25 protein-coding genes are annotated in these 22,873 nt (G+C 71.9%); 10 read left to right on the top strand and 15 right to left on the bottom strand.

The features are described from left to right. Positions 1-57 precede the first annotated feature (57 nt). From E3N83_RS11535 to E3N83_RS11525, 3 genes are all read left to right on the top strand, one after another. Positions 58-474: a YciI family protein gene (locus E3N83_RS11535; protein WP_151083397.1), complete on the top strand. Its 417-nt coding sequence runs from the start codon at positions 58-60 to the stop codon at positions 472-474. A 68-nt stretch (positions 475-542) separates the two neighbouring features. After that, on the top strand, positions 543-1,784 hold the full coding sequence (locus E3N83_RS11530; protein ID WP_238342870.1) for an RNA polymerase sigma factor: 1,242 nt from the start codon (positions 543-545) through the stop codon (positions 1,782-1,784). Positions 1,785-1,871: 87 nt separating this feature from the next. After that, entirely contained in the window at positions 1,872-2,930 is a 1,059-nt protein-coding gene (locus E3N83_RS11525) for a sodium:calcium antiporter (RefSeq protein ID WP_151083395.1), read from the top strand. 363 nt (positions 2,931-3,293) lie between these two features. On the opposite strand, the gene E3N83_RS11520 is transcribed toward E3N83_RS11525, so the two are convergent. Further along, positions 3,294-3,905: a malonic semialdehyde reductase gene (locus E3N83_RS11520; RefSeq protein WP_151083394.1), complete on the bottom strand. Its 612-nt coding sequence runs from the start codon at positions 3,903-3,905 to the stop codon at positions 3,294-3,296. A 95-nt stretch (positions 3,906-4,000) separates the two neighbouring features. Here E3N83_RS11520 and E3N83_RS11515 point away from each other — a divergent pair, with 95 nt between their 5' ends. Next, positions 4,001-4,357 (top strand): winged helix-turn-helix transcriptional regulator, encoded by a 357-nt coding sequence (locus E3N83_RS11515; protein ID WP_151083393.1) that lies wholly within the window; start codon positions 4,001-4,003, stop codon positions 4,355-4,357. A 3-nt stretch (positions 4,358-4,360) separates the two neighbouring features. Here E3N83_RS11515 and E3N83_RS11510 read toward each other — a convergent pair whose 3' ends face one another. From E3N83_RS11510 to E3N83_RS11480, 7 genes are all read right to left on the bottom strand, one after another. Further along, positions 4,361-5,029 (bottom strand): FMN reductase, encoded by a 669-nt coding sequence (locus tag E3N83_RS11510; protein WP_151083392.1) that lies wholly within the window; start codon positions 5,027-5,029, stop codon positions 4,361-4,363. Next, a complete protein-coding gene (locus E3N83_RS11505) occupies positions 5,026-6,222 on the bottom strand; it encodes an LLM class flavin-dependent oxidoreductase (RefSeq protein ID WP_151083391.1) in 1,197 nt (398 codons plus the stop codon). Before E3N83_RS11505 ends, E3N83_RS11510 begins: the two co-directional genes overlap by 4 nt. 194 nt (positions 6,223-6,416) lie before the next feature. Next, positions 6,417-6,785 (bottom strand): hypothetical protein, encoded by a 369-nt coding sequence (locus E3N83_RS11500; RefSeq protein ID WP_151083390.1) that lies wholly within the window; start codon positions 6,783-6,785, stop codon positions 6,417-6,419. 28 nt (positions 6,786-6,813) lie between these two features. Next, entirely contained in the window at positions 6,814-8,130 is a 1,317-nt protein-coding gene (locus E3N83_RS11495) for a lanthionine synthetase LanC family protein (RefSeq protein WP_151083389.1), read from the bottom strand. A 34-nt stretch (positions 8,131-8,164) separates the two neighbouring features. Then, positions 8,165-9,079 (bottom strand): carbon-nitrogen hydrolase family protein, encoded by a 915-nt coding sequence (locus E3N83_RS11490; protein WP_151083388.1) that lies wholly within the window; start codon positions 9,077-9,079, stop codon positions 8,165-8,167. Continuing rightward, positions 9,076-9,951, bottom strand: a complete 876-nt coding sequence (locus E3N83_RS11485; RefSeq protein WP_151083387.1) for a class I SAM-dependent methyltransferase — start codon at positions 9,949-9,951, stop codon at positions 9,076-9,078. Before E3N83_RS11485 ends, E3N83_RS11490 begins: the two co-directional genes overlap by 4 nt. 11 nt (positions 9,952-9,962) lie before the next feature. After that, positions 9,963-10,121 carry a DUF1059 domain-containing protein gene (locus E3N83_RS11480; protein ID WP_151083386.1) on the bottom strand — a complete coding sequence of 53 codons (159 nt, stop codon included), beginning with the start codon at positions 10,119-10,121 and terminating at the stop codon, positions 9,963-9,965. A gap of 127 nt (positions 10,122-10,248) precedes the next feature. On the opposite strand from E3N83_RS11480, the gene E3N83_RS11475 reads away from it, so the two are divergent. After that, the gene (locus tag E3N83_RS11475) at positions 10,249-10,986 is read left to right on the top strand and encodes an AfsR/SARP family transcriptional regulator (protein ID WP_151083385.1); all 738 of its coding nucleotides are present in this window, start codon (positions 10,249-10,251) and stop codon (positions 10,984-10,986) included. Between the two features lie 23 nt (positions 10,987-11,009). Here the strand turns inward: E3N83_RS11475 and E3N83_RS11470 are convergent, their stop codons facing one another. Then, on the bottom strand, positions 11,010-11,411 hold the full coding sequence (locus E3N83_RS11470; protein WP_151083384.1) for a DUF2237 family protein: 402 nt from the start codon (positions 11,409-11,411) through the stop codon (positions 11,010-11,012). A gap of 41 nt (positions 11,412-11,452) precedes the next feature. Between E3N83_RS11470 and E3N83_RS11465 the strand changes: the two genes are divergently transcribed. Together E3N83_RS11465 and E3N83_RS11460 are read left to right on the top strand one after the other, a co-directional pair. Then, positions 11,453-12,442 carry an ADP-ribosylglycohydrolase family protein gene (locus tag E3N83_RS11465; RefSeq protein ID WP_151083383.1) on the top strand — a complete coding sequence of 330 codons (990 nt, stop codon included), beginning with the start codon at positions 11,453-11,455 and terminating at the stop codon, positions 12,440-12,442. 107 nt (positions 12,443-12,549) lie between these two features. Next, on the top strand, positions 12,550-13,377 hold the full coding sequence (locus tag E3N83_RS11460) for a hypothetical protein (RefSeq protein ID WP_151083382.1): 828 nt from the start codon (positions 12,550-12,552) through the stop codon (positions 13,375-13,377). A gap of 1 nt (position 13,378) precedes the next feature. On the opposite strand, the gene E3N83_RS11455 is transcribed toward E3N83_RS11460, so the two are convergent. Both E3N83_RS11455 and E3N83_RS11450 read right to left on the bottom strand, forming a co-directional pair. Continuing rightward, a complete protein-coding gene (locus E3N83_RS11455) occupies positions 13,379-14,119 on the bottom strand; it encodes a DUF5995 family protein (protein WP_151083381.1) in 741 nt (246 codons plus the stop codon). A 247-nt stretch (positions 14,120-14,366) separates the two neighbouring features. After that, a complete protein-coding gene (locus tag E3N83_RS11450; RefSeq protein WP_151083380.1) occupies positions 14,367-14,738 on the bottom strand; it encodes a DUF427 domain-containing protein in 372 nt (123 codons plus the stop codon). A 253-nt stretch (positions 14,739-14,991) separates the two neighbouring features. Here E3N83_RS11450 and E3N83_RS11445 point away from each other — a divergent pair, with 253 nt between their 5' ends. Continuing rightward, on the top strand, positions 14,992-17,217 hold the full coding sequence (locus E3N83_RS11445; RefSeq protein WP_191907773.1) for a CocE/NonD family hydrolase: 2,226 nt from the start codon (positions 14,992-14,994) through the stop codon (positions 17,215-17,217). 237 nt (positions 17,218-17,454) lie between these two features. Continuing rightward, complete coding sequence (locus tag E3N83_RS11440) at positions 17,455-18,411, top strand: hypothetical protein (protein ID WP_151083378.1); 957 nt, start codon at positions 17,455-17,457, stop codon at positions 18,409-18,411. Between the two features lie 40 nt (positions 18,412-18,451). On the opposite strand, the gene E3N83_RS11435 is transcribed toward E3N83_RS11440, so the two are convergent. The 4 genes from E3N83_RS11435 to E3N83_RS11420 form a co-directional block, all read right to left on the bottom strand. Next, complete coding sequence (locus tag E3N83_RS11435; protein ID WP_151083377.1) at positions 18,452-19,150, bottom strand: glycosyltransferase family 2 protein; 699 nt, start codon at positions 19,148-19,150, stop codon at positions 18,452-18,454. Beyond that, a complete protein-coding gene (locus E3N83_RS11430; protein WP_151083376.1) occupies positions 19,147-20,499 on the bottom strand; it encodes a PIG-L family deacetylase in 1,353 nt (450 codons plus the stop codon). The genes E3N83_RS11435 and E3N83_RS11430 overlap by 4 nt, the downstream gene beginning before the upstream one ends. Further along, positions 20,493-21,611: an acyl-CoA dehydrogenase gene (locus tag E3N83_RS11425; protein WP_202879206.1), complete on the bottom strand. Its 1,119-nt coding sequence runs from the start codon at positions 21,609-21,611 to the stop codon at positions 20,493-20,495. The genes E3N83_RS11430 and E3N83_RS11425 overlap by 7 nt, the downstream gene beginning before the upstream one ends. 156 nt (positions 21,612-21,767) lie before the next feature. Next, entirely contained in the window at positions 21,768-22,166 is a 399-nt protein-coding gene (locus tag E3N83_RS11420; RefSeq protein ID WP_151083375.1) for a DUF3054 domain-containing protein, read from the bottom strand. A 104-nt stretch (positions 22,167-22,270) separates the two neighbouring features. Between E3N83_RS11420 and E3N83_RS11415 the strand changes: the two genes are divergently transcribed. Then, positions 22,271-22,873 (top strand): DUF1326 domain-containing protein, encoded by a 603-nt coding sequence (locus tag E3N83_RS11415; RefSeq protein WP_151083374.1) that lies wholly within the window; start codon positions 22,271-22,273, stop codon positions 22,871-22,873.

Here is a 22,873-nt window from a genome sequence, read left to right as displayed (position 1 = left end):
TTCGACCTACGGATGAGAGGGTCCAGAAGGACCCGGGCAACCAGAGGAGCCACACAGATGAAGTACATGCTGATCATGCGGGCCACCGACGAGGCGATGGCGGCGGGCCAGGAGATCGACTTCAACGAGATCCTGGACTCGATGGGCCGCTACAACGACGACCTGATCAAGGCCGGCGTGCTGGTCGCGGCCGAGGGCCTGGACGACGCGAAGGAGTCCATCGTCGTCGACTACTCGTCGCAGCCGCCGGTGGCGACCGACGGGCCGTACGGCGAGACCAAGGAGCTGTTCAACGGCTTCTGGATCCTCGACGTCGCCTCCAAGGAGGAGGCCGTGGAGTGGGCCAAGCGGGCCCCGCTCGGCGGCGGCACCAAGCTCGAGATCCGGCGGGTCCCGAGCCTCACCGAGTTCCCGCAGGACAACGAGTGGGTCAAGAAGGAGCGCGCGTGGCGGGAGCCGACCGGCCAGCTGTGAGGCCCGACCCGACGACGCCGGACCGACCGCCTGGTGACTCGCTGACGAGTCGCCAGGCGGTCGAGGCCGTGTGGCGGATCGAGTCGCCCCGCATCGTCGGCGCGCTCGCCCGCTACACCGGCGACTTCGCGATGGCGGAGGACCTCGCTCAGGAGGCGCTGGCCGAGGCGCTGGTCTCGTGGCCGCGCGACGGCGTACCCCGTCAGCCCGCGGGATGGCTGCTCACAGTCGGGCGGCGGCGGGCGATCGACGCGTTCCGGCGGCGGTCGGCGCTCGACGAGAGGTACGCCGCGCTGGCGGCGGACCTGGACGAGGGCCAGGCCGCCTCGGGATCGGCGCCGGCGAGAGAGGAGGACGAGGTGCTGTACGACCCTGAGCGGATCGACGACGACGTCCTCGCCCTGATCTTCATCTCCTGCCACCCGGTGCTGTCGCGGGAGGCGAGCGTGGCGCTGACGCTGCGCGTGCTCGGCGGCCTGACCAGCGACGAGATCGCGCGGGCGTTCGTGACGCCGACCGCGACGGTGCAGGCCCGGATCACCCGGGCCAAGAGGACCCTGGCCGCGGCGCAGGTGCCGTTCGAGGTGCCGCCGCTCGACGAGCGCCGGGAGCGGCTGAGCGCCGTCCTCAGCGTCGTCTACCTGATCTTCACGGAAGGATCGAGCGCCACCTCCGGCAGCGAGTGGATCCGCACCGACCTGGCCCGGGAGGCGATCCGGCTGGCACGCGTCCTGGCCCGACTGGTGCCGGGGGAGCCCGAGACGCTGGGCCTGCTCGCGCTCCTCGAGCTCACCGCCGCCCGCTTCCCCGCGCGGGTGCGCGACGACGGGAGCCCGGTGCTTCTGGAGGACCAGGACCGCCGCCGCTGGGACCGTGCCGCCATCCGCCGTGGCCGGGCGGCGCTGGCTGCGGCCGGCCGGGTCGGGCGCGGCCTCGGCGCCTACGGACTCCAGGCCGCGATCGCCGAGTGCCACGCGATCGCGCCCTCGGTCGCCGACACGGACTGGGACCGGATCGTCCTGCTGTACGACGCCCTCGGCTCGCTCGCGCCGTCGCCGATCGTCGAGCTCAACCGCGCGGTCGCCGTCTCGATGGCCAGCGGCCCCGCTGCCGCGCTGCCGATCGTCGACGCCCTGATCGCGGCCGGCAGCCTGTCGGACTCGCACCTGCTGCCCGGTGTCCGCGGTGAGCTGCTCACTCGCCTGGGCCGCACCGACGAGGCCCGGACCGAGCTGGAGGCCGCCGTCCGGCTCTGCGCCAGCGAGCGCGAACGCGACGTGCTCCTCGCCAAGCTGCGCGCACTCGGCTAGGCAAAGGTCTCGGGCTGCGGCTGTTTCACGGGCGTGTCGCCGGGTACGGCGGGAGGGCACCCCAGGACTCCGCCTCGAGGAGGTCAGTTGTCGAGTCTGCCCGTCGTCGCACTGCTTGCCATCTTCGCGGCGGCCGCTGCTGCGATCTGGGTCGCCGGCGTGCACCTCTCCGACCAGACCGACGTCTTGTCGACGCGCCTACACCTCGGCTCCGCGCTCGGGGGGCTGATCCTCCTGGCTCTCGCGACCAACCTCCCCGAGATCGCGATCGTCGTCAGCGCCTCGGTGTCCGGTCACGTCGAGGTCGCGGTGGGCAACATCCTGGGCGGCATCGCCATTCAGACCGTCGTGCTGTGCGTGCTCGACGCGTTCGGTACGACGGGCGACCGGCCGCTCACCTACCAGGCGGCGTCGCTGGTGCTGCTGCTGGAGGGCGTCCTGGTGGTCGCGATCCTGGCAGTCGTGATCGCCGGCACCCAGCTTTCTGGCGACCTCATCGCCTTCCGGCTCACGCCGGTCGCCGCGCTGATCCCGGTGATCTGGTTGGCCGGCTTGTTCCTTCTGCAGCGCGCCGGACGCTCCCTGCCGTGGCACGAGTCGGGGGAGGCGCCGGACAGCCAGAAGCATCCGCGCGGCCACTCCCGGAAGAGGAAGGAGCAGGACGCCACAACCAGGGGGATCAGCACCGCGAAGTCAACGACGATCTTCGGCACCGCCGCCCTCGTCACGCTGGTGGCGGGCGTCGTGCTCGAGCGCAGCGGGGACGCGATCGCCGGCCAGATCGGTTTGTCCGGGGTGCTCTTCGGCGCGACCGTGCTCGCAGCGGCCACCTCACTGCCGGAGGTGTCGACCGGTCTGACGTCGGTGCGCAACGGTGACTACAAGCTCGCCGTCAGCGACATCTTCGGCGGCAATGCCTTCCTACCGGTGCTGTTCCTGCCCGCGACCCTCCTGACCGGCGAAGCGGTGCTGCCGCAGGCCCAGTCCACCGACATCTACCTCACCGCCCTTGCCGCCCTGCTCACCCTGGTGTTCGTCACCGGGCTGCTGTTCCGGCCACGGCGCAGGGTGGCCGGGATGGGCGTCGACTCGCTCGTCGTACTCCTTCTGTACGTCGTGGGCGTCGCCGGGCTGTTCGCCGTCTGACGGGCCCGGCCGTGCCACCGGCCAGGTCGACGCGTCCGACGAGAGCTGAGCGTGGTCTCGACTTCGCTCGACCACCGAGGGGAGCCGACCACCGAGGGGAGCCGACCACCGAGAGAGCTCGAAGCGTCCGACGAGAGGTGAGCGTGGTCTCGACTTCGCTCGACCACCGAGGGAGCTCGAAGCGTCCGACGAGAGGTGAGCGTGGTCTCGACTTCGCTCGACCACCGAGGGAGCTCGAAGCGTCCGACGAGAGGTGAGCGTGGTCTCGACTTCGCTCGACCACCGAGGGAGCTCGACCACCAGGATTACGCCGCCCGCGCGGCCGTGAACGCCCCCCGACGTCACGACCGCACGGTGACGAGCTCAGGCCCAGGCGAGGGCGTGCTCGACCGGGACCCGCGGGTTGCGGGGGAACCACGGGTCGACGCCTGGGCGGCCGATGTTGACGACCAGGTGGGTGCGCCACGTCGTACCGGCGAAGAACTCGGCGTCGATGCCGGGGCCGTCGAAGCCACCCATCGGGCCGGCGGCGAGGCCGTGGGCCCGGACGGCGAGGAAGAAGGAGCCGGTGGCGAGGGCGGCGTTGTACTTCGCGACGTCGGCGCGGGCCTCGGCGGGCATGCCGGCGAACGACTCGCGCATCCCCGCGCCGCGGGCCGGGAACACGGTCTCGAAGTGCTCGTGGAAGTCGCTGTCGTAGGCGAGCACAGCGACGGCCGGGGCGGACAGGGTCTTGGCCTTGTTGCCGTCGGCCAGGTGGGAGACCAGGCGCTGCTTGGCGTCGGGGGTACGGACGAAGAGTGCGCGCAGGGGCTGGCTGTTGGCCATCGTGGGCGCGAAGCTGGTGAGCTCCCAGATGCTGCGCAGGGTCTCGTCGCTGACCGGCTCGTCGGAGAACGAGTTGGCGGTGCGGGCCTCGGTGAAGAGCAGGGAGCGGGCGGTGTCGTCGAGAGCCTCGGGAGCGTAGGTGGTCACGGTGGCGCCTTCCAGAGAGGGAGTGACTAGCAAGAGCGATGTTACTTCGATTATAGAAGTAACCCTAAACGGCGAAGCAAGGTATGCTTCGTCACATGACGCCGAGAGACGTGGCGGAGGCCGAGACGCGTACCTGTGATGCCTCGCTCTCGCGCGCCTTCGAGTTCCTCGGCAAGCGCTGGAACGGCCTGATCCTCGGCATGCTCGGTCAGGGCGCCAGCACCTTCTCGGAGCTCAAGCGGGTCCTCGGCGTCGGCGACTCGACCCTCTCGGACCGGCTCTCGGAGCTCACCCGGGCCGGCCTGGTCAAGCGCACGGTCGACGAGGGTCCACCGATCGCGGTCAGCTACGAGCTCACCCAGGCCGGCCTCGCCGTGATGCCGGCCATGCAGGCGCTGGCGCAGTGGGCCAGCGACAACCTCACCGAGGAGAAGTGCCGCGAGGTGCGCTGAGCATCAGACGTCGCGGAGCAGGTCCTCGAACGGCGTCGGGTCGGCGAACGGGTCGGCCGGCAGGGTCGTCCCGCGGCGCAGGATCTTGTCGGCGAGCTCGCCGGCGGCGCGGTCGATCCGGGCCGAGAGCGAGCCTCCGGCCACAGTCGATCCCGAGCCGAAGTCGGAGCTCGCGGCGAAGACGCCGGTGGGTACGACGTCCGCGCGCAGGTAGGCGAACAGCGGACGCATCGCGAAGTCGAGCACCAGCGAGTGGCGTGCGGTGCCGGCGGTCGCCGCGATCAGCATCGGCTTGCCCTCGAGGGTGCCGTCCTCGAGCACGTCGAAGAACGACTTGAAGAGTCCCGAGTAGCTCGCGCTGAAGACCGGCGTCACCGCGATCACCGCGTCGGCCTCCGCCACGCGTCGTACGGCGTCGGCGAGGGCGCCGGTCGGGAAGCCGGTCAGCTGGTTGTCGGTGATCAGGTGCGCCAGGTCGCGGAGCTCGATCACGTCGAGGGTGGTGGTCTCGACGTCGCTCGACCACCGAGGGGACTCGTTCGACCACCGAGGGGATCCGCCCGACCAGCGATCCGCGATGGCCCGCTGGGTCGCCGTACCGAGCGAGTCGGCCAGGATCCGGGTGCTCGACGGCACGCTGAGGCCCGCCGAGATCACGACGATCTTGGTCATGCGGTCACCTCGGAGGCGTGGTCTCGACTTCGCTCGACCACCGAGGTGGGCCGCTCGACCACCGAGTTGGGCCGCTCGACCACCGAGGCGGACTGATCGACCACCGAGTCCGCCAGCGCAGCGTCGCGGGCGGCGAGCAGCGAGGCGTGGGTCGGGGCGTCGGGCACGTGGTCCGGCTTGAGGGCGGCGAACTCGCGGCGCAGCACCGGAACGACCTCCTCGCCGAGCAGGTCGAGCTGCTCGAGCACGGTCTTCAGCGGCAGACCGGCGTGGTCCATCAGGAACAGCTGCCGCTGGTAGTCGCCGGCGTACTCACGGAAGCCGAGGGTCCGCTCGATGACCTGCTGCGGCGAGCCGACGGTCAGCGGCGTCTCGCGGGTGAAGTCCTCCAGCGACGGGCCGTGGCCGTAGACCGGGGCGTTGTCGAAGTACGGGCGGAACTCGTTGACGGCGTCCTGGCTGTTCTTGCGCATGAAGGCCTGTCCGCCGAGACCGACGATCGCCTGGTCGGCGGTGCCGTGGCCGTAGTGCTCGAAGCGGCGGCGGTAGAGGTCGACCATCCGCTGGGTGTGCGAGGCGGGCCAGAAGATGTGGTTGGCGAAGAACCCGTCGCCGTAGTACGCCGCCTGCTCGGCGATCTCGGGGGAGCGGATCGAGCCGTGCCAGACGAACGGGGGTACGCCGTCCAGCGGCCGCGGCGTGGAGGTGAAGCCCTGGAGCGGCGTACGGAACTTGCCCTCCCAGTCCACGACGTCCTCGCGCCAGAGGCGGTGCAGGAGGTGGTAGTTCTCGATCGCGAGGTTGATGCCGTCGCGGATGTCCTTGCCGAACCACGGGTAGACCGGGCCGGTGTTGCCGCGGCCCATCATCAGGTCGACGCGGCCGTCGGTGAGGTGCTGGAGCTTGGCGTAGTTCTCCGCGATCAGGACGGGGTCCGTGGTGGTGATCAGCGTGGTCGACGTCGAGAGGATGATCCGCTCGGTCTGGGCGCCGATGTAGGCCAGCGTCGTGGTCGGCGCCGAGGCGATGAACGGCGGGTTGTGGTGCTCGCCGAGGGCGACCACGTCGAGCCCGACCTCCTCGGCCTTCTTGGCGATCTCGATGGTCGCCTTGATCCGCTCGTGCTCGGTCGGCGTCCGACCCGTCGTCGGGTCGGGCGTCACGTCGCCCACGGTGAAGATGCCGAACTGCATGTCTGTCGTGTCCCCTTGGTCGTTGCGGATTCAACTACCTGCTCAACAGTCCGAGGGCGTCCATGATTCCCGAAAAGAGTGGTCTCGACTCCGCTCGACCACCGGGTGTGGGTGGCTCGACTCGGCTCGACCACCGGGTGTGGTGGCTCGACCACCGACTGTGGTGCTCTCGTTCCGCTCCGGCCGGTGAGCTGTCAGTCGCGGTCCCAGGGCGCATCGTCGCCCATCTTGGCGTAGTACTTCGCGAGGTGGCTCTTGACGCGGTCGACGTCGCGTTCGGGCAGGTCGGCGCCGCCGCGGCCGCCCTCCATCACGTTGGCCGCTGCCATCACACCCCGGGGCACCGCTCGCAGCCGGCCGTCGATGACATCGGCGATCAGCAGCTTGTACGCCGTGAAGTTCTCCTTCTTGTCCGCGTCGTACCAGACGTGGGCGTCGCGGTACTTCTGGTTCGGCTCGTCCTGGGCGTCCGCCCACTCGCGCACCCGCTTCTCGGCGGCGTCGCCGTCCCAGGCGCGGTCGCGGTCGGCGAGGGGCAGGTCCTGGAAGCTGGTCACGGCCATGACGGTCCTGTACCCGGTCGACCCGGGCTCAATCGCCAGCCGGCAGGGTCCACCAGGTGTCCATGCGGGGCACGGCGGGGGCGGTGCGGCCCTGCTCGAGGACCCGCGAGATCCGGAAGAGGTACGCCGCGATGCCGGCGGCGCCTTGCATCCAGCCGATCCGCGGTGGCAGCAGCGGATCGGGGATGCGGTGCTCGAGGAAGCGCCAGTAGGTGTGGTCACCCTCGTTGATCGAACGTTCGACCAACGCGTCGGCCAGGGTGACCGCGAAGGCGAGCTCGTCGTCGTGCCCGTGCCGCTGCCACATCGAGAGCACCACGTCGCCGACCCCCGCCGTACCGCAGCAGCGCCCGTCGTTGTCCCAGAAGCCGGGGTGCAGGCGCTCCGGGATCCCGGAGACGAGGAGGGAGTGCAGGCAGGCTCGCTCCCAGTCGTACGGCGTGCGGTCGCTGACAGCGGGTACGCCGGCGCGGTCGAGGGCGGAGAAGAGCAGGGAGGTGCCGGCCGGCCCGTGGCACCAGGTGTAGGTGTAGGTGTCGAGGTCGTCCCTGCTGGGGATCCGGTGGCCCAGCCTGAACCCGCCGTCGCTGGTGTCGCCGGTCGCCACCAGCTGCTCGGCGCCGCGCACGGCCAGGGCGACCAGATCGGGTCGGTCGAGGGCGATCCCGGCGGCGGCCACGGCGCCGGCGATGCCGGCCTGGCCGTGCGACCAGTTCGGCATCTGCACGTCCTCGCGCAGAAGGAAGCGCAGGGGCACGTGCGGCCAGTAGACGCCGGTCTCCTGCTCGATGCCCTCGGCGACCAGGATCTCGACGGCCCGCGACGCCAACGTGTCCGCGCCGGGCACGTCGTACCGCAGCGCCCAGAGCGCGCCGACCAGCACCGAGGCCGTGCCGAGGGTGACGTCGTTGCACCTCCCCTCCGGCACCGCGACCGGTGGCTCGAGGAACGACGGCTGCCAGCCGTCTGGAGTCGCGAGCTCGAGCAGCCGGGCGACCGCCTGGTCGGGGCCTGGTGCCTCGAGAGCGGTGAGGACGCCGATCGTGGAGGTCAGGCCGTCGAAGTAGTCGTACTCCGTCGCCTCGGGGACCAGCCCGACCAGCGTCTCGGTGATCCCGGACGCGAGCTCCGACTCGGCATCGGTCCACGGCCGGGTCAGCCGGATCTCCGAGAGCACGTGCGCGAGCCCGCCGACGCCGGAGTGCATCCCGTAGGGATAGTCACCCGGCCCGGTCTGGTCGGTGTGCTCGGGGATCCAGAGCCCCGCGTCGTCCCGGCGCACCTGGGCCATCGCCCAGGACCAGGACCGCTCGGCCAGGGATCGGTAGGTGTCGACGTCGGGCACGGCGCCGATCGTGCCAGATCACGAGCCGGGCGGCTCAGTCGAAGGTCACCGCGTTGTGCGGCCGGGTGTCGACGTGCAGGGTGAACACGTCGGGCCGGGCGTAGTGGCCGACCGGGTCGAAGAGCTGCCGCTCGCGGAGCACCCGGTCGGTGTCGATCTCGGCGTAGAGGATCTCCTCGCGCTCGGTGACCGGGCCGGCCAGGATCTCCCCACCCGGCTCCACGATCGTGGTGTGGCCCCGGCTCATCCAGTCGGCGTCGCCGGCCGGATAGCTGTCGCCGCGCAGCTCCTCAGGCACGTCGCTGCCCCGCAGCAACGGCGCGACGCCCACGACGTAGACCCGGCCCTCCTTGGCGATGTGCTGGAGCGTCGCCACCCACTGCGGGCTGTTGTCCCACGTCGGCGCGAGGTAGATCTCCACCCCGAGCGCGTACATCGCGGTGCGCGCCAGGGGCATGTAGTTCTCCCAGCAGATCAGGCCGCCGACCTCCCCGAACGGCGTCGCGACGACCGTCAGCGTCGACCCGTCGCCGTACCCCCAGACGGTGCGCTCGCCGCCGGTCGGCATCAGCTTGCGATGGCGACCGGCCAGCTCGCCGGCCGGTGTGAAGTAGAGCAGCGTGTTGTAGAGCGTGCCGCCGTCGAGCTCGTTGACCCCGATCGCCAGGTAGACCCCGGCGTCGCGAGCCGCCTCAGCGAGACGATCGGCGGTCGGTCCGGGCACGGTGACGGCCTGGTCGAGCAGCCGGTGCGTGAAGCGCCCGTCCTGCCAGGCGGGCAGCCGCCAGACCCAGTCGGGGTACGCCGGGACGAAGGCCTCGGGGAAGACGACCAGCGCGGCGCCGGCCGCCGCGGCCTCCTTCACCAGCCTGCAGGCCTTCTCGACGGTCGCCTCCCGGTCGAGGAAGACCGGCGTGGCCTGGACCGCTGCCACCGTCGCGCGGGTCATGCGTCCTCCGGCTTCGAGCCGGCGACCACCAGCATCTCGCACGGCCCGACGAAGCCGTCGGGTCCTTCGAACTCCCGCAGCCGTACGGCGATCTCGGCCCAGGCCGCGGCCCGGCCGGCCTCGTCGAGACCTGCGAGCATCCCGTGCAGGGCACCGAAGGAGTCCTGCTCGAAGAGCAGGCAGTCGGCGGCCGAGGGCAGTCGCAGCGGGGACGGGAGCAGCGCGGACTCGACGTCGACGAACCCGGCGTCGCGCAGGGCCTGCTCGGCGACCTCCTGTGTGCCGAGGCTGAACGGGCCGGGCTGGCCCGGCACCGGCGGCGGCAGCTGGGCGTGGGTGCGGATCACCGAGATCGGCACCGAGAAGAAGCCGTTGCGTTCGGGCGTGGAGTAGGTCACCGCCGCCACCCGTCCGCCCGGCGCCAGCGCCCGCAGCATCGAGGTCAGCGCGGCCTGGCGGTCGGGGAAGTAGATCAGCCCGACCCGTGACAACACCGCGTCGAACGACCCGGGCGGGACGTCGAGGTGCTCGCCGTCCATCTCGGCGATCTCGACGTTGTCGAAGCCGGCGGTGCGGGCCCGCGCCTCGGCGTACTCCAGGATTGCCGGCGAGAGATCCGTGGCGAGCACCCGTCCGGTCGGCCCGACGCGTCGTACGGCGGCCAGGGTCTGCCCGCCGGCACCGGCGGCGACGTCGAGGACCCGGCTGCCGGTGGTGATCCGGGCACAGTCGAGCATCGCCTCGGTCGCCGGGCCGAGCCACTCCTCGATGGTCGGCTCCCACCGGTCCCAGGCCTCGGCGGCGGCCTGCCACTGGGCGCGGGTGGTGGTCTTGTACGCCGCGGCGTCGAATGCCGTGGACTCTCCGGGCATCACGGTCCTCCTCAGGTCTGCTCGATCCAGTGGTAGATCTCGCTCCGGTCGAGGCGGGCCAGCACGTCGGGGTGGTCGCTGCTCATGTGGGTCTCGATCGCGGCGACGACGGCGTCGTCGGACTCGCCGCGGGCGATGAACCCGCACTCGCACCTGATCAACCTGTCCATCTCCGGCCTCTCTCGTTGTCGGGACGAACCATGGCCCGCGCACCTTGGCGGATCCTTGGCAAGGGCTGGGCACGGTGGACCCTCGACCTGTCCGACCGCCCGAGCGGTGCGGGACCATGAGCGCATCATGACCCCATCGGCAGCACGGATCCAGATGTGCGGGCGGCTGACCGTCGAGGTGGACGGCGTACGACGCGAGCAGGCCCTGCCCGGGCCCCAGGGCGCCCTGGTGTTCGCCTTCCTGGTGGCGCACCGTGGCCGGCCGACGACCCGGGACGCGGTCTGCGCGGAGCTGTGGCCGCAGGACGAGAGCGGCCATGAGGCGGCCCTGCACGCGCTGGTCTCGCGGGTACGTCGCGTGGCGCCGTGCCGGTCGAGCGGCGGGAGCCTCCAGCTCGAGCTCCCGGCCGAGAGCTGGGTCGATCTCGAGGCGGCGCGGGACGCGATCCACCGCGCCGAGTCGGCGGTCGCCCAGCGCCAGTGGGAGCGCGGGTGGTCCGCGGCCCAGACCGCCCTGTTCGTGGCCCGGCGCGGCTTCGTGCTCGGCGGTGAGGGGGCCTGGGCGGCCCTCACCCGGCGCGAGCTCGAGCTGCTCCATCAGCGCTCGCTCGAGACCTACGCCCGCGCCGCCCTGGGTCTCGGCAACGCCGAGCTCGCCACCGCGGAGAACGCCGCCCGCGAGCTGGTCAGGATCGCACCACTGCGCGAGAGCGCGCACCGGTTGCTGATGGACGCACTGGCCGCGCGTGGCAATCCCGCCGAGGCGTTCCAGGTCTACGAGGACCTGCGGGTCGCGTTGCGGGACCAGCTGGGCATCTCCCCGGCGGCGGAGACGCAGGAGGTCTACGGCCGACTGCTGGGGTGAACCCGGCGCCCAGCCCCGTGTGCTCAGCCCAGGCTGCTCAGGTCGGGCGGGACGTCGACGGCATGTTCACGCAGCATGTCGAGCGGCACCACCTCGAGGGCTCGCCGGTTGGTCGAGGCGAGGACGACCGGAGTGCCGACGCCGTCGTCGTAGGCCTGGCGCCACCGGGCCGCGACCACGCACCAGCGGTCACCCGGGTGGAGTCCCGGGAAGCCGTACTCCGGCATCGGTGCGGTCAGGTCGTTGCCCACGCCGCGCTGGTGGGCCAGGAACTCCTCGGTCACCACCGCGCAGACGGCGTGCAGCCCGAGGTCGTCGTCGCCGCACGAGCAGGATCCGTCGCGGTAGAAGCCGGTCAACGGCTCGGTGCCACACGGCTCGAGCGGGCCGCCGAGAACGTTGAGCTCGGAGGTGGGAAGGGGCATGCGGCCCATCATGCCGTGGCCGCTCCGGTTAGCGTGGCGAGGTGGACCTGACCCCGGAACAGCTGGACCGCGCCGCGGGGGCGATGCTCGCAGCGGCCGCCGGGGACGCGCTCGGCGCGGGCTACGAGTTCGGCACGGCGGCGTACCACGGAAGCCCGGAGATGATCGGCGGCGGGCTCGGTGGGTTCGCGCCGGGGGAGTGGACCGACGACACCGCCCAGGGCTTCGCGATCCTCGAGGTGGCCGCGACCGGGGCCGACCTGCGGTCCGAGGCGGCGCTCGACGCGATCGCAGCGAACCTCGCCGAGTGGTACGCCGGGAGGCCGCCGGACGTGGGGATCCAGACGTCGGCGGTGCTCTCGCTGGCGGGCCGGGACGCGACCGCGGCCGTGATGACCGAGGCGGCTCGCGAGGTGCACGAGCGGAACGGGAGGAGCGCCGGCAACGGCTCCCTGATGCGCACCGCACCGGTCGCGCTGGCCCATCTCGACGACCCGGAGGCGCTGGTCGAGGCGGCCATGAAGGTCAGTGCGCTGACCCACCACGACCCGGTGGCCGGCGGCGCCTGCGCCGTCTGGTGCCTGATCATCCGGCACGCCGTGCTGCACGGGCAGTGGCCGGAGCTGGACGGTGGGGACCGGCTCCAGCAGGTGCGTGGTCTCGACTCCGCTCGACCACCGGAGGGTTACTCCTCCTGGCGGTCGGTGCTGCGTGAGGCCGAGCAGCAGCAGCCCGACGCGTTCGGCCGGAACGCCTGGGTGATCGGCGCCCAGCAGGCCGCGTGGTCGGCGATCACCCACACCCCGGTCCCCGACGACGACCCGTCGCGCCACCTGCAGGACGCCCTCGGCACCGCGATCGGGATCGGTCACGACACCGACACCGTCGCTGCGATCGCCGGCGCCCTGCTCGGCGCGCGCTGGGGCGCGAGCGCCGTACCCGACGCGTGGCGCACCATGCTCCACGGCTGGCGCGACCAGACCGGTGACGGCCTGGTCGAGCTCGCGCGTCGTACCGTCCGCCGCCGCTGAGGCGGCTCCCACCCACGGCGTTCTTGCTCACCGTTGTCGGCAGAGCCCTGCCGGGTGGAGACTCGGTCTCGCGATCCTCGGGACACGTCGAGTCAGCGAGGCGACGCATGGCCGTGGGGGAAGTGGTCCGCGACGACCGGGTGCTGCGCTTCACCCGCGGGCTGTCGCTCTTCATCGTCCCGTTCCTGGTGGTCGCGTGGGCGATCCTGTATCTGTTCCCGGACCGCACGGCCCAGCTGTGGTCCTGGGTGATCCCCGTGCAGATGACCTCGATGGTGCTGGCGTCGGCCTACCTCGGTGGCGCCTACTTCTTCGTCCGCGTGGCCCGCGAGCGGCACTGGCACCACACCGGCGCCGGCTTCCCGGCGGTGGCCACGTTCGCGAGCCTGCTCGGCGTCGCGACGCTGATGCACTGGGACAAGTTCCTGCACCACCACGTCGCCTTCTGGCTCTGGGCGGGGCTCTACTTCACGACGCCGTTCCTGGTGGTCGGCGCGTGGCTGGCCAACCGGAGGTACGGCGTCGCGCCGGCCGCGGGCGACCTCGTGCTGCGGCCCGGGGAGCGGGCCGTGATCGCGGTGGTCGGGGTGGCCGCGCTGGTCCAGGGGGTCGTGATGTTCGTGGCGCCGAGCGCCGTGATCGACCTGTGGCCGTGGCCGCTGACGCCGCTGACCTGCCGGGTCGTCGCGGCTGTCTTCTGCCTCGGCGGCGCCGGCGTGAACGCCTGGGTCGACCCGCGATGGTCGTCGCTGAGGCTGATGCTCCAGGTGGAGGTGGTGATGCTCGTGCTGATCCTGCTGGGTGCGGTCCGGGCCCGCGGCGAGATGGACGACGGCCGCGCCCTGACCTGGCCGCTGCTGCTCGGTGCGCTCGGGATGCTGGTCGGCTCGGCCTACCTGTGGATCCGCTACGAGCGCCACTCCCCGGCGGGGTGAGTCAGCCGGGCGGTGGCAGCACCACGCCGAAGCCCGCCACCGCCAGCCGGAGCAGCACCTGACCGGGCGCCAGCAGGTCGGCGATCCGGGCGGCGCTGAGCACCTCCAGCTCGGCCAGCCGCACGTCGTACGCCGTCGGGCCGGTGAGCCGCGCGGCCTGGAGCTCGACGGTGTTGTGCCAGACCTTCGTCCGGGACTCGCGCAGGAAGCGCTTCGAGGCGACCCGGTTCAGCGGCTGCAGTGCGCGGTCGAGCAGCGACCTCGTCGAGCGGGAGGCCAGCTCGTCGTCCTCGGCGGCCACCCTCCCGGCGAGCACCCCGTCGATGCGCTCGTGGTCACGGCGCCGCCGTGCCATCAGGGCAGCGTCGGCGAAGTCGGCGTCGCTGATCACCGCCAGCAGCGCCTGCGGGAGGTCGTAGTTGACGTGGGCGTTGATGCCGAGCAGCACCAGCCGCAGGGCCGGCAGGTCGGCGGGGGCGTCGAAGGCGAGCCGCCAGGGCCGGGGCGGGGCCCCGCCACGCAGGTGCGTGTCGAGCGCCGCCAGGTAGAGCTCCGCGAACGCGACGTCCCACTGCTCGACCCACGCGGCGTCCTCGAACACCCCGTCGTCGACGGCCTTCCCGACCGCGAGCGTCGTCCGCAGGTAGGTGCCGAGGAACTCGCGCAGGTGGCCCTGCTCGGGGGTCAGCGCGTCCAGCCGGGACTGCATGACCCGGACGACGGCGGTGACGGCATCGGCCACGGGGACAGTGTCGTCAGCCGCGGCCGGGCTTGACTAGGGGGACCTGGTCTCGACTCCGCTCGACCACCGAGACCGCTCGACCACCGAGACCGCTCGACCACCGAGAGGCTCCGCTCGACCACCGAGAGGCTCCGCTCGACCACCGGGAGGCTCCGCTCGACCACCGAGAGGTTCCGCTCGACCACCGGGAGGTTCCGCTCGACCACCGAGAGGCTCCGCTCGACCACCGAGACCGCGACCGGCGGAGTCAGGCGGCGGTGATCTCCACGTGGTGGGGGTAGAACGCCACGTGCCCGGCGATCGCCGACACGGCGTCGTACGGCGTGCGGTAGGTCCAGACGGCGTTCTCGGCCAGGGCGTCGCCGTCGGCCAGGGAGTAGTAGGAGGCGTCGCCCTTGTACGGGCAGTAGGTCTCGTGAGCGGTGGCCTGGAGGACGGAGGGCTCGACGTCCTCGAGCGGCACGTAGAAGACCGGCGGGTAGTTCGCCTCCTGCAGCACCAGTGCCCGCTCGGTCGAGGCGACGAGGCGGTCGGCGTACCGGACGGTCACCGCGCTCTCGGCCGGAGTGATCGTGATGGGGTGGTCGGGACCGGGGACCAGGACGCGCTTCTCGCTCATGCCAAGGCCAACCCCGACCGGTGGCCACCCATTCCGCGGCCCGTCCGGATCACAACAATTCGGTAAAGAGCATGCGCGCAGGAACCGCCGATTCCTAGTCTGGGAACGCTTCTTGCTCCACGGGGGAAGCAAGGAGGGCTCGAACGGCTGCACCCGGGCGCGACCGCCGACCTGTCGGCGGCCGGGGGCGGCTGGCGAGGCGGTCGTCGGAGGACCGACGATCGACCTACCTTCCGGGGTCTACGCTCCGGGCATGCCCCGCCGTACGCCGCTGTTGCGCGCCCTCGTCGCCCTCCTGTCGATCCTGGCGCTGGCGCTGGCCACCCAGACCGTGGTCCAGTCCGCCTCGGCCGCACCGCCGCCGTCGATCGGCACCCCGCGACCGGGCACCAACCAGCTCGAGATGCTGGGCGGGACCCCGGGCACCCAGCTCGAGCTGGTGCACCAGGGCGCGGTGGTCGGCACCGGCACGGTCGACACGATGGGCAGCTTCGAGTGGCGCCAGCTGCACAAGGGCGTCTACCGCGTCCAGCAGGCCGGCCTCCCGGGCACGGCCACGCCCGCCCAGCAGGTCACCAACCTGAGCTCGGCACCGCCGCAGCAGTCGTTCTTCGACGGGCAGACGCTCACCAACGGGTTCAACTTCATCACCACCCGCGACGGCACCACGCTGTCGGCGAACGTGGTGCTCCCGGGTCCGGCGAACCAGGGCCCCTACCCGACCGTCGTCGAGTACAGCGGCTACGACCCCAGCAACCCGGCCAACGCCGGGTTCGCCCAGATCTTCACCACCCTCGGGTTCGCCTACGTCGGTGTGAACATCCGCGGCACCGGCTGCTCGGGCGGCTCCTACCTGCCCTTCGAGCCGGTGCAGAGCCTCGACGGGTACGACGCCATCGAGGCGGTCGCCGCCCAGCCGTGGGTGAAGTTCCACAAGGTCGGCATGGTCGGCATCTCCTACCCGGGCATCGAGCAGCTGTACGTCGGCCGCACCCAGCCGCCGCACCTGTCCGCGATCTCGCCGCTGTCGGTGATCGACGACACCTACCGCGGCACGCTGTGGCCCGGAGGCATCCTCAACACCGGCTTCGCGACCCCGTGGGCGACCGCGCGAGCGCACGACGCCGCGCCGTTCGGCGAAGGCTGGGAGCACTCCCCGCAGGGCGCGACGCCGGACCAGGTGACCGAGTGCGCCACCAACCAGAACGTCCGCCTGCAGAACCCCGACCCGGTCAGCACGATCGAGGACAACCCGTTCTACAACAAGACCTACTACCAGCAGATCGACCCGAGCCGCTTCGTCGGCAGGATCAAGGTGCCGGTCTACCTCGCCGGCGCGTGGCAGGACGAGCAGACCGGCGGACACTTCCCCGACTTCCTCGACAAGTTCACGTCGGCCCCGCACCTCTACGCCACGATGAGCAACGGCTCGCACACCGAGTCGCTGAGCCTCGGCGAGTTCAACCGGTACGCCGACTTCCTCCTGCTCTACGTCGCCCGAACGCCACCGACCACCTTCCTGAAGGGCGTCGTCGGGGTGAACCTCGCCCAGACGCTGACCGGCATGACCGGTCTCCACGCCGTGGCCGACGACAGCTACGCGGGCCTGGACCTCAAGCAGTCGCGCAAGCTCTACAACTCGACGCCGCCGATCCGGGTGATCTTCGAGGAGGGCGCGGCCCAGGGCCAGCCGTCGGGCGCGCCGGTCGGGCGCTTCGAGCACCGCTTCGCGTCCTGGCCGATCCCGCGGGCCCAGGTGAAGCGCTGGTTCCTGACCCCGGGCGGCAAGCTGTCCGGGCACCACGTGCATCAAGGCGCGAAGCACGCGACGGCGCGCTCCTTCTCCGCCGACCCGACCGCCCTGCCGGCGACCGACTACACCGGCAGCAGCAACGCGATCTGGGGCCCGCACCCGTCGTACAGCTGGAAGCAGATCCCGAAGGGCAAGGGCCTGGGGTGGATCACCCCGCCGCTGAAGAAGAAGCTGGTGGTGATCGGCAGCGGCTCGCTGAACGTATGGGTGAAGACCGCCAGCAAGGACGTCGACCTCGAGGCCACGGTCACCGACGTGAGGCCCAGCGGCCGTGAGGTCTTCGTCCAGAACGGCGAGCTCCGGGCCAGCCACCGCAAGCTCAAGCCCGGCCCGTCCACCGCGCTCAAGCCGGTGCACACCGACCTCGCGGCCGACGCCCGGCCGATGCCCCGGGGCAAGTACCGCCTGCTCCGGATCGAGATCATGCCGTTCGCCCAGCCGTTCCGCCCGGGTGACCGGCTCCGGATCACCCTCGACCCGCCGGGGGGAGCGCGGCCGCTGTGGGCCTTCGACACCCTCGACCACGGTCAGCGGGTCACCATCGCGACCGACCGGCGGCACCGTTCGTCGCTCGCGCTCTCGATGGTGCCGGGCGTCAAGATCCCGGCCACGGCCCCGCCCTGCCGCTCGCTGCGCTCCCAGCCCTGCCGGACCTACGTGGGGTGAGCGATCCGGGCCGGCGCCACCGGCGGCGTCACCGGCGTGCGGCCGACCGACACAGTTTGGCCAAAAGCCGGACAGGGCCCGGATGGGCCACGTAGAACAGGGGGCGGAGCTCGCCGGGTCGGGCGCCGCTCGGTGAGGCGATCCGGCTGGTAAAGGAATACCCCTGGCCCGGTTGGGTCAGGTGGTTTCCTGCGTTCGTTCACTACCATTTCCCCAACATCTGGGGGGGTGTGACGAATGGCTGAGTCCGACAAGGTCATCAACGCCGTCATGAAGGCGACGGGTGAGTCCTACGAGAAGGCGACCAAGCTCTGCACGGTCGCTCACGAGGTCGTCGACGAGTGCGTCACCGACGACATCTCGGTCGTGGCGCCGCCGCTGGTGATCGGTCGGCTCGGCTGTCCGGTGCTCGACCGGTTGCTGCTGCGGCTCGGAGACGGGCAGTGGCAGCTTCCGGAGAGTGTGGACGTCACGGAGGCCGAGCTGGCGGAGCACCTCAAGCTCCCCATCGAGACCGTCGCGCGCTACCCACTGATCGGCCGCTGGGGCCTGCTCGCCCGCTGCATGGACCGCCTGATGATCCGTGACGAGGACGCCGAGCAGTACCTCGCAATGCTCGACGCGTGGCTCGCCACCTTCGGCTCCGACGCCGAGGGCAAGCCGTCGCCGTACCCGGTCTGGTCGCTGCCGAACCGCGATGCCTTCGAGGGCTGGCTGCTGGCCCGCCTCGACATCCTGCACAAGCTCGGCTACCCGGTCCGCCTCGCCAACGAGGAGATGGACGGCGTACGCGGGCAGCAGCACATGTTCGTCGACGGCCGCCGGGCCGACCTGCTGATGCGCTTCACCCAGGACTGCGAGATCGCCGCGGCCAGTGACTGGCTGGTCGTGGAGAACAAGACCACCGCGGTCGGCATCGGCGCCCTCGACCAGCTCGCCCTCTCGGTGGACTGGCTGCGGGCCGAGGCGCGGCAGGGCAAGGTGCACGGCCTGCTGATCGCCGACGGACTGAGCCTCGAGGTCGAGCGTGGCCTGCGCGAGCGCGCGTTCCACTACCTGTCGATGACCGGCATCGGCTACCGCAAGTGGGTGCGGCTGCACAGCCCGCTCACCCCGGAGCCGGCCCACGACGCGACCTCGATCCGCTACCCGGCCAACCTCTCGTCTCGGGTCCTGGCGGCTGCCGTCCGCTGACCCGGACCTGCTCGACCCGATCCGGCTGGGCCGGGAACGGTCAGGGCACCAGCGACATGAGGTACGACGCGAAGCCGGCCGGCGCACGGCCGCGGAGCCGGCCGGAGGTCAGCACCGGCAGCCGTGACGTGGCGGTCTCAGCGAGGCCGAGGGCGCGGAGCCGGGTGACCAGGTCGACGTCCTCGCCGACCGGCAGCGCCCGGAAGCCACCGACCCGGTCGTAGCCGTCGAGGGCGAAGCCGAGGTTGGCGCCGTGCACGAAGGGATGCCCGTCTCGCAGGTGATGGCGGGCCAGCCATCGGCGCAGTCGGGCCGGCTCGAGGTCGGCCGGGTCGGGCCAGACCGTGCCGAGCACGAGCCGCGACCCGGACTCGGCGAGGTCGAGCTGTCCGCTGAGCCAGTCGTGCGGGACGACGCTGTCGGCGTCGGTGCAGGCCACCCAGGTGCGGGCCGGGTCGAGGTCGTGGCGGGCCCGTGCCCGGGCGATGCCGAGCCGTCGAGCGCGGCCGACGCAGCCGAGCTCGGCCTCGACCACGTGGACGCCGGCGAACCCCGCGGCCACGTCGGCCGATCCGTCGGTGCAGGAGTCGAGCACGACCGTGGTCGACATCGCGGTCCGTGGCCGCGACCACGCGGCGTACCGGACGGCCGAGGCGATCGCGGTGAGCTGCGCGCCGAGGCGGTCGGCCTCGTCGTGCGCGGGTACGACGACGAGGACGTGGTCGAACTCGTGCCTCATCCGGTGGGATCCGGCCAGTGCTCGGCATGGACGCGGATCTCGACGTCGCGGTCGCGGTAGTCGGCCTGGAGCGGCGGCAGGGCTCCCTCGTGGAAGCGGCGGTGCACGTCGTCGGCGTCCGCGACCCAGCCCTCGACCGGGTGTCGCCAGTGGCAGAGGACGACGACGCCGTCATGACTCAGACCGGTCGACACCCGGTCGACCAGGGCGTCGAGGGCCTGCGGACTGAGGAAGTAGCCGACCTCGGAGACCACCACGAGGTCGAACGGTTCCTCGTCGGGCCAGGCGTGTGGGACGTCGAGGTCGGCGACCGCGACGCCGGGGAGATCGGCGAGCCGTTGCCGCGCCGCGGCCAGCGCTGCGACCGAGCGGTCAACGCCGAGGACGCGGTCGGCGCGCTCGGCGAGAGCCGCGGTCAGTGCTCCGGTGGAGCAGCCGATCTCGAGGACGTGGCGGAAGCGCTCGCGGGGGAGGGCGGCCAGGAGGAGGGCGCGCTTGCGGCGTTCGTACCACCGCGAGTCGACCCCCCACGGGTCCGGGTCGTCGCGGTGCAGGCGGTCGAGGGCGTCGTCCGCGCAGTCCTCGGCCGGCGTGATCACGAACCACTCGTGCCCACCGGCGAAGTGCGCAAGCAGCGACGGGGTCAGCAGTGTCTCGTCACCTTCGAGGGACGAGAGCGCGGAGACCTGGCTGGCGTGTGCGGCGATGGCCCGCTGCTTGCGCTCGGCAGCGGGTGCGTCGAGCGCGAGGGGACGCAGCCGGCGGGCGCGGGGGTCGGAGGGTGTCGACCAGTGCCACAGCCAGATCGGGAACTCCCAGAGCTGGGCGCCGGTACGACGCGCGGTGGCGGCGGCCGCCCGGCCCACGGCCTCGTGGTCGGGATGGCCGTCCTCGCTCCATGGAGCCACGACCACGGCGTCGCGTCCGTCTCCGACCAGCTCGACCAGCCGGGTGGTCAGCTCGGCGACGCGGGTGTCGAGGCCGCCGTCGGGCAGCCCCAGCCGATGCGTGTGTGCCCCGTCGACGCCCAGGGCGTCGGCGGCGGCGAGCCACTCCTCGGTCCGGCGCCGGGCCAGGTCGTCGGGGGTGTGGGTCGGCGACGCGGGGTGGCTGCCCTCACCGTCGGTGGCGCAGACGAGGTCGACCGGGAGGTCGAGGGCGCGGGCGGTCGCGACCAGTCCGCCGGCACCGAGCGACTCGTCGTCGGGATGCGCTCCGACGACGACCACACGTCGTACACCGGTGAGATCGGCGGGCTGGTGGTGGGCCTCGGCGAGGTGCATGCTCCAGACCGTGGCGGGTGTGCCGGGTCCGGAGGCGGTGAACGGGCGGGCCGGCGTGGTCACCACCACTGCCAGCCTCCGGGGCCGTCGAGGGAGAGCTGTCCGAGCCGGGCCAGGTCGCGCTCGGCGTGGTGCTGGCGGACGTAGACGGTGAGGTCGGCGACCCGTCGGGCGTGCTCCTCCTCGCCGGTCAGTGGTGCCGGACCGAGGGCGTGCCCGACGCGGTTGAGCACCTCGTCCACGGTGTCGGCCACCACCTGGCGGGCCCGTTGGGAGACCAGCTCCGCCTCGGCACGTGAGGTCGCCGGGTCGTCGGCGACCTGGGCGGCCTCCTGGAGTACGACGCGGGCGCGGGTCAGCGCGGTGTCCACCGCACCGAGGTGCATCAGGGCCACCTGGTCGGGCGGGCGCTGCTCGAAGGCCGCCCGCAGCCGGCAGGCCAGGGCGACCGCGCCGCCGTACCAGATCGCGGCGACCCCGACCCCGCCCCAGGCGAAGCCCGGACGGGCGAGGTACCACTGCGGGGGGCCGATCGCGACGCTGGGGACGGCGTCGAGGTGGATCGCGGTGCTGCGGACCTGCGTGAGGCCGCGCGCGGCCCACCTCGACGACTGGCCGGCGCCCTCGTCGTCGCCGACGGCGACCCGGACGCCGGGGTGGGACAGGTCGATCGCGAACAGCCCGCGCTGCTCGTCGTCCACCCAGGCGGTGATCAGCGCGTGGCTCGCCCGGTCGGCCAGGGAGCACCAGGGCTTCACGCCCTCCAGGCACCAGCTGCCGTCCGTGCCGCGCACGGCCCGGAGCCGTTCGCGACCTTCCGCGGCGTAGACGCCCCAGAGCGGGGCGGCGCTCCAGCCGGGCCAGTGCCGGCTCCACTCCTCGTCGGGCACGGCGCCCTCGCGGCGTGCCTCACGGAGGATGGAGAGGGCGTCGACGTGCGGCTCGACCACGCGAGCCACGGTCAGGTCGACGGCCCCGAGGCTGGCCAGCGACTCCCAGAGGCTCAAGGTGTCGCCCTGCATCGGCAGCGGAAGCCACTGACCCAGGTCGTGGGCGACCTTGGCGACGTGGTCCAGGTCGGGCTGGAGGTCGGAGGTCACCACCTCGGCCTGCTCGGCCGCCAGGCGTGGCAGAGGTCCGACCTGGCCTCGGCGCAGCGACACCATCTCGCACGGCATGACCGGGACCTCCCTTGGCACGACATCGCTGGTCGGGCACCGAGGACGCCGCTCCCATGGCGACCTCGCCCCCTCATCCAGCGTAAGCCGTCTGGGGGCCATGGCTCTTCACCCGCATGGGTGGCAAAGGCGTCCCGGGCGCGCAACCGGTTGCGGTCAGCGGCGGCGTAGCCAGGAGGTCCGTGAGCGCCAGCGCTTCCAGCCGAGCGCGAAACGCCAGCCCAGGAAGAGCGCACCGAGCACGAGGGTGGCCACGACGATGAACGACAACGCCGTACCCGCTCCGGTGGCGGCCCGCACGACCATCCCGATCACGAGGGTCCACAGCCAGACCCGGAGCCCGGCGCGGAGGGTGAGCGGGTCGGTCTTCGTGTACGCCGTGAGCGCCAGCGCGAGCACCGTGCCCAGCGCGAACGGCCAGGCCGTGTGCCAGATGCCGTGCAGGCCGGTCGACTCGTGGTGGTTGGACCGGCCGACCGCGGCGAACACGATCACGACCAGGAGGTCGGCCACGACAGCGATGGGCCACGCGTTGCGGCGACTCGTCAGGCTCACGGGGCGGAGTCTTCCACGTCGCCTGCCGCGAGCGCGCGCCCGGCCGTTGACCACCGCGGCAGGGCAAGAGCACACTCGTTTTCACCGTTGACCAAGGGGGTTCGATGTCCTGGAACTTGTCCGGTAGCTATGTCGAGACCTGCTCGTGCGAGCTCATGTGCCCGTGCAACCTGTCGTTCGACCACGGGGCTACCTATGACTTCTGTCGGGTCGTGCTCGTCTTCGACATCCTGGAGGGAGCCGTCGACGGCACGGACGTCTCCGGCCATACGGTGGCTCTCGTCGCCGACACCCCCAAGGTGATGACCGAGGGCAACTGGCGGGTGGGCGTGTTCGTCGACGATGCCGCCAGCGACGCCCAGCTGGACCAGCTGGTCCGGGTCTTCAGCGGTCAGGTCGGCGGTCCGATGGCGGGGCTCGCTCCGCTGATCGGCGAGATGCTCGGCGTGGAGCGTGCGCCGATCGAGGTCGTGGACGACGGCCTGCGGCACACGGTCCGGATCGGGGACGCGGTCGACTTCGAGATCCAGGACATCGTTCCGTTCGGGGTGGAGACCGGGGAGCCGGTGAGGTTCTCCGGGATGTTCCACCCGGCCGGGTCCGGCCTGACCATGGCCGAGGCCAAGCGGTCGCAGATCAGCGCCTTCGGCATCGAGTTCGAAGGAAAGACCGGACTGTCGACGTCCAGCTTCGCGTGGACCGCCTGA

The sequence above is a fragment of the Nocardioides cynanchi genome (genome assembly GCF_008761635.1).
Lineage (GTDB): Bacteria > Actinomycetota > Actinomycetes > Propionibacteriales > Nocardioidaceae > Nocardioides > Nocardioides cynanchi.
This window is presented reverse-complemented; position numbering and strand designations above follow the sequence as displayed.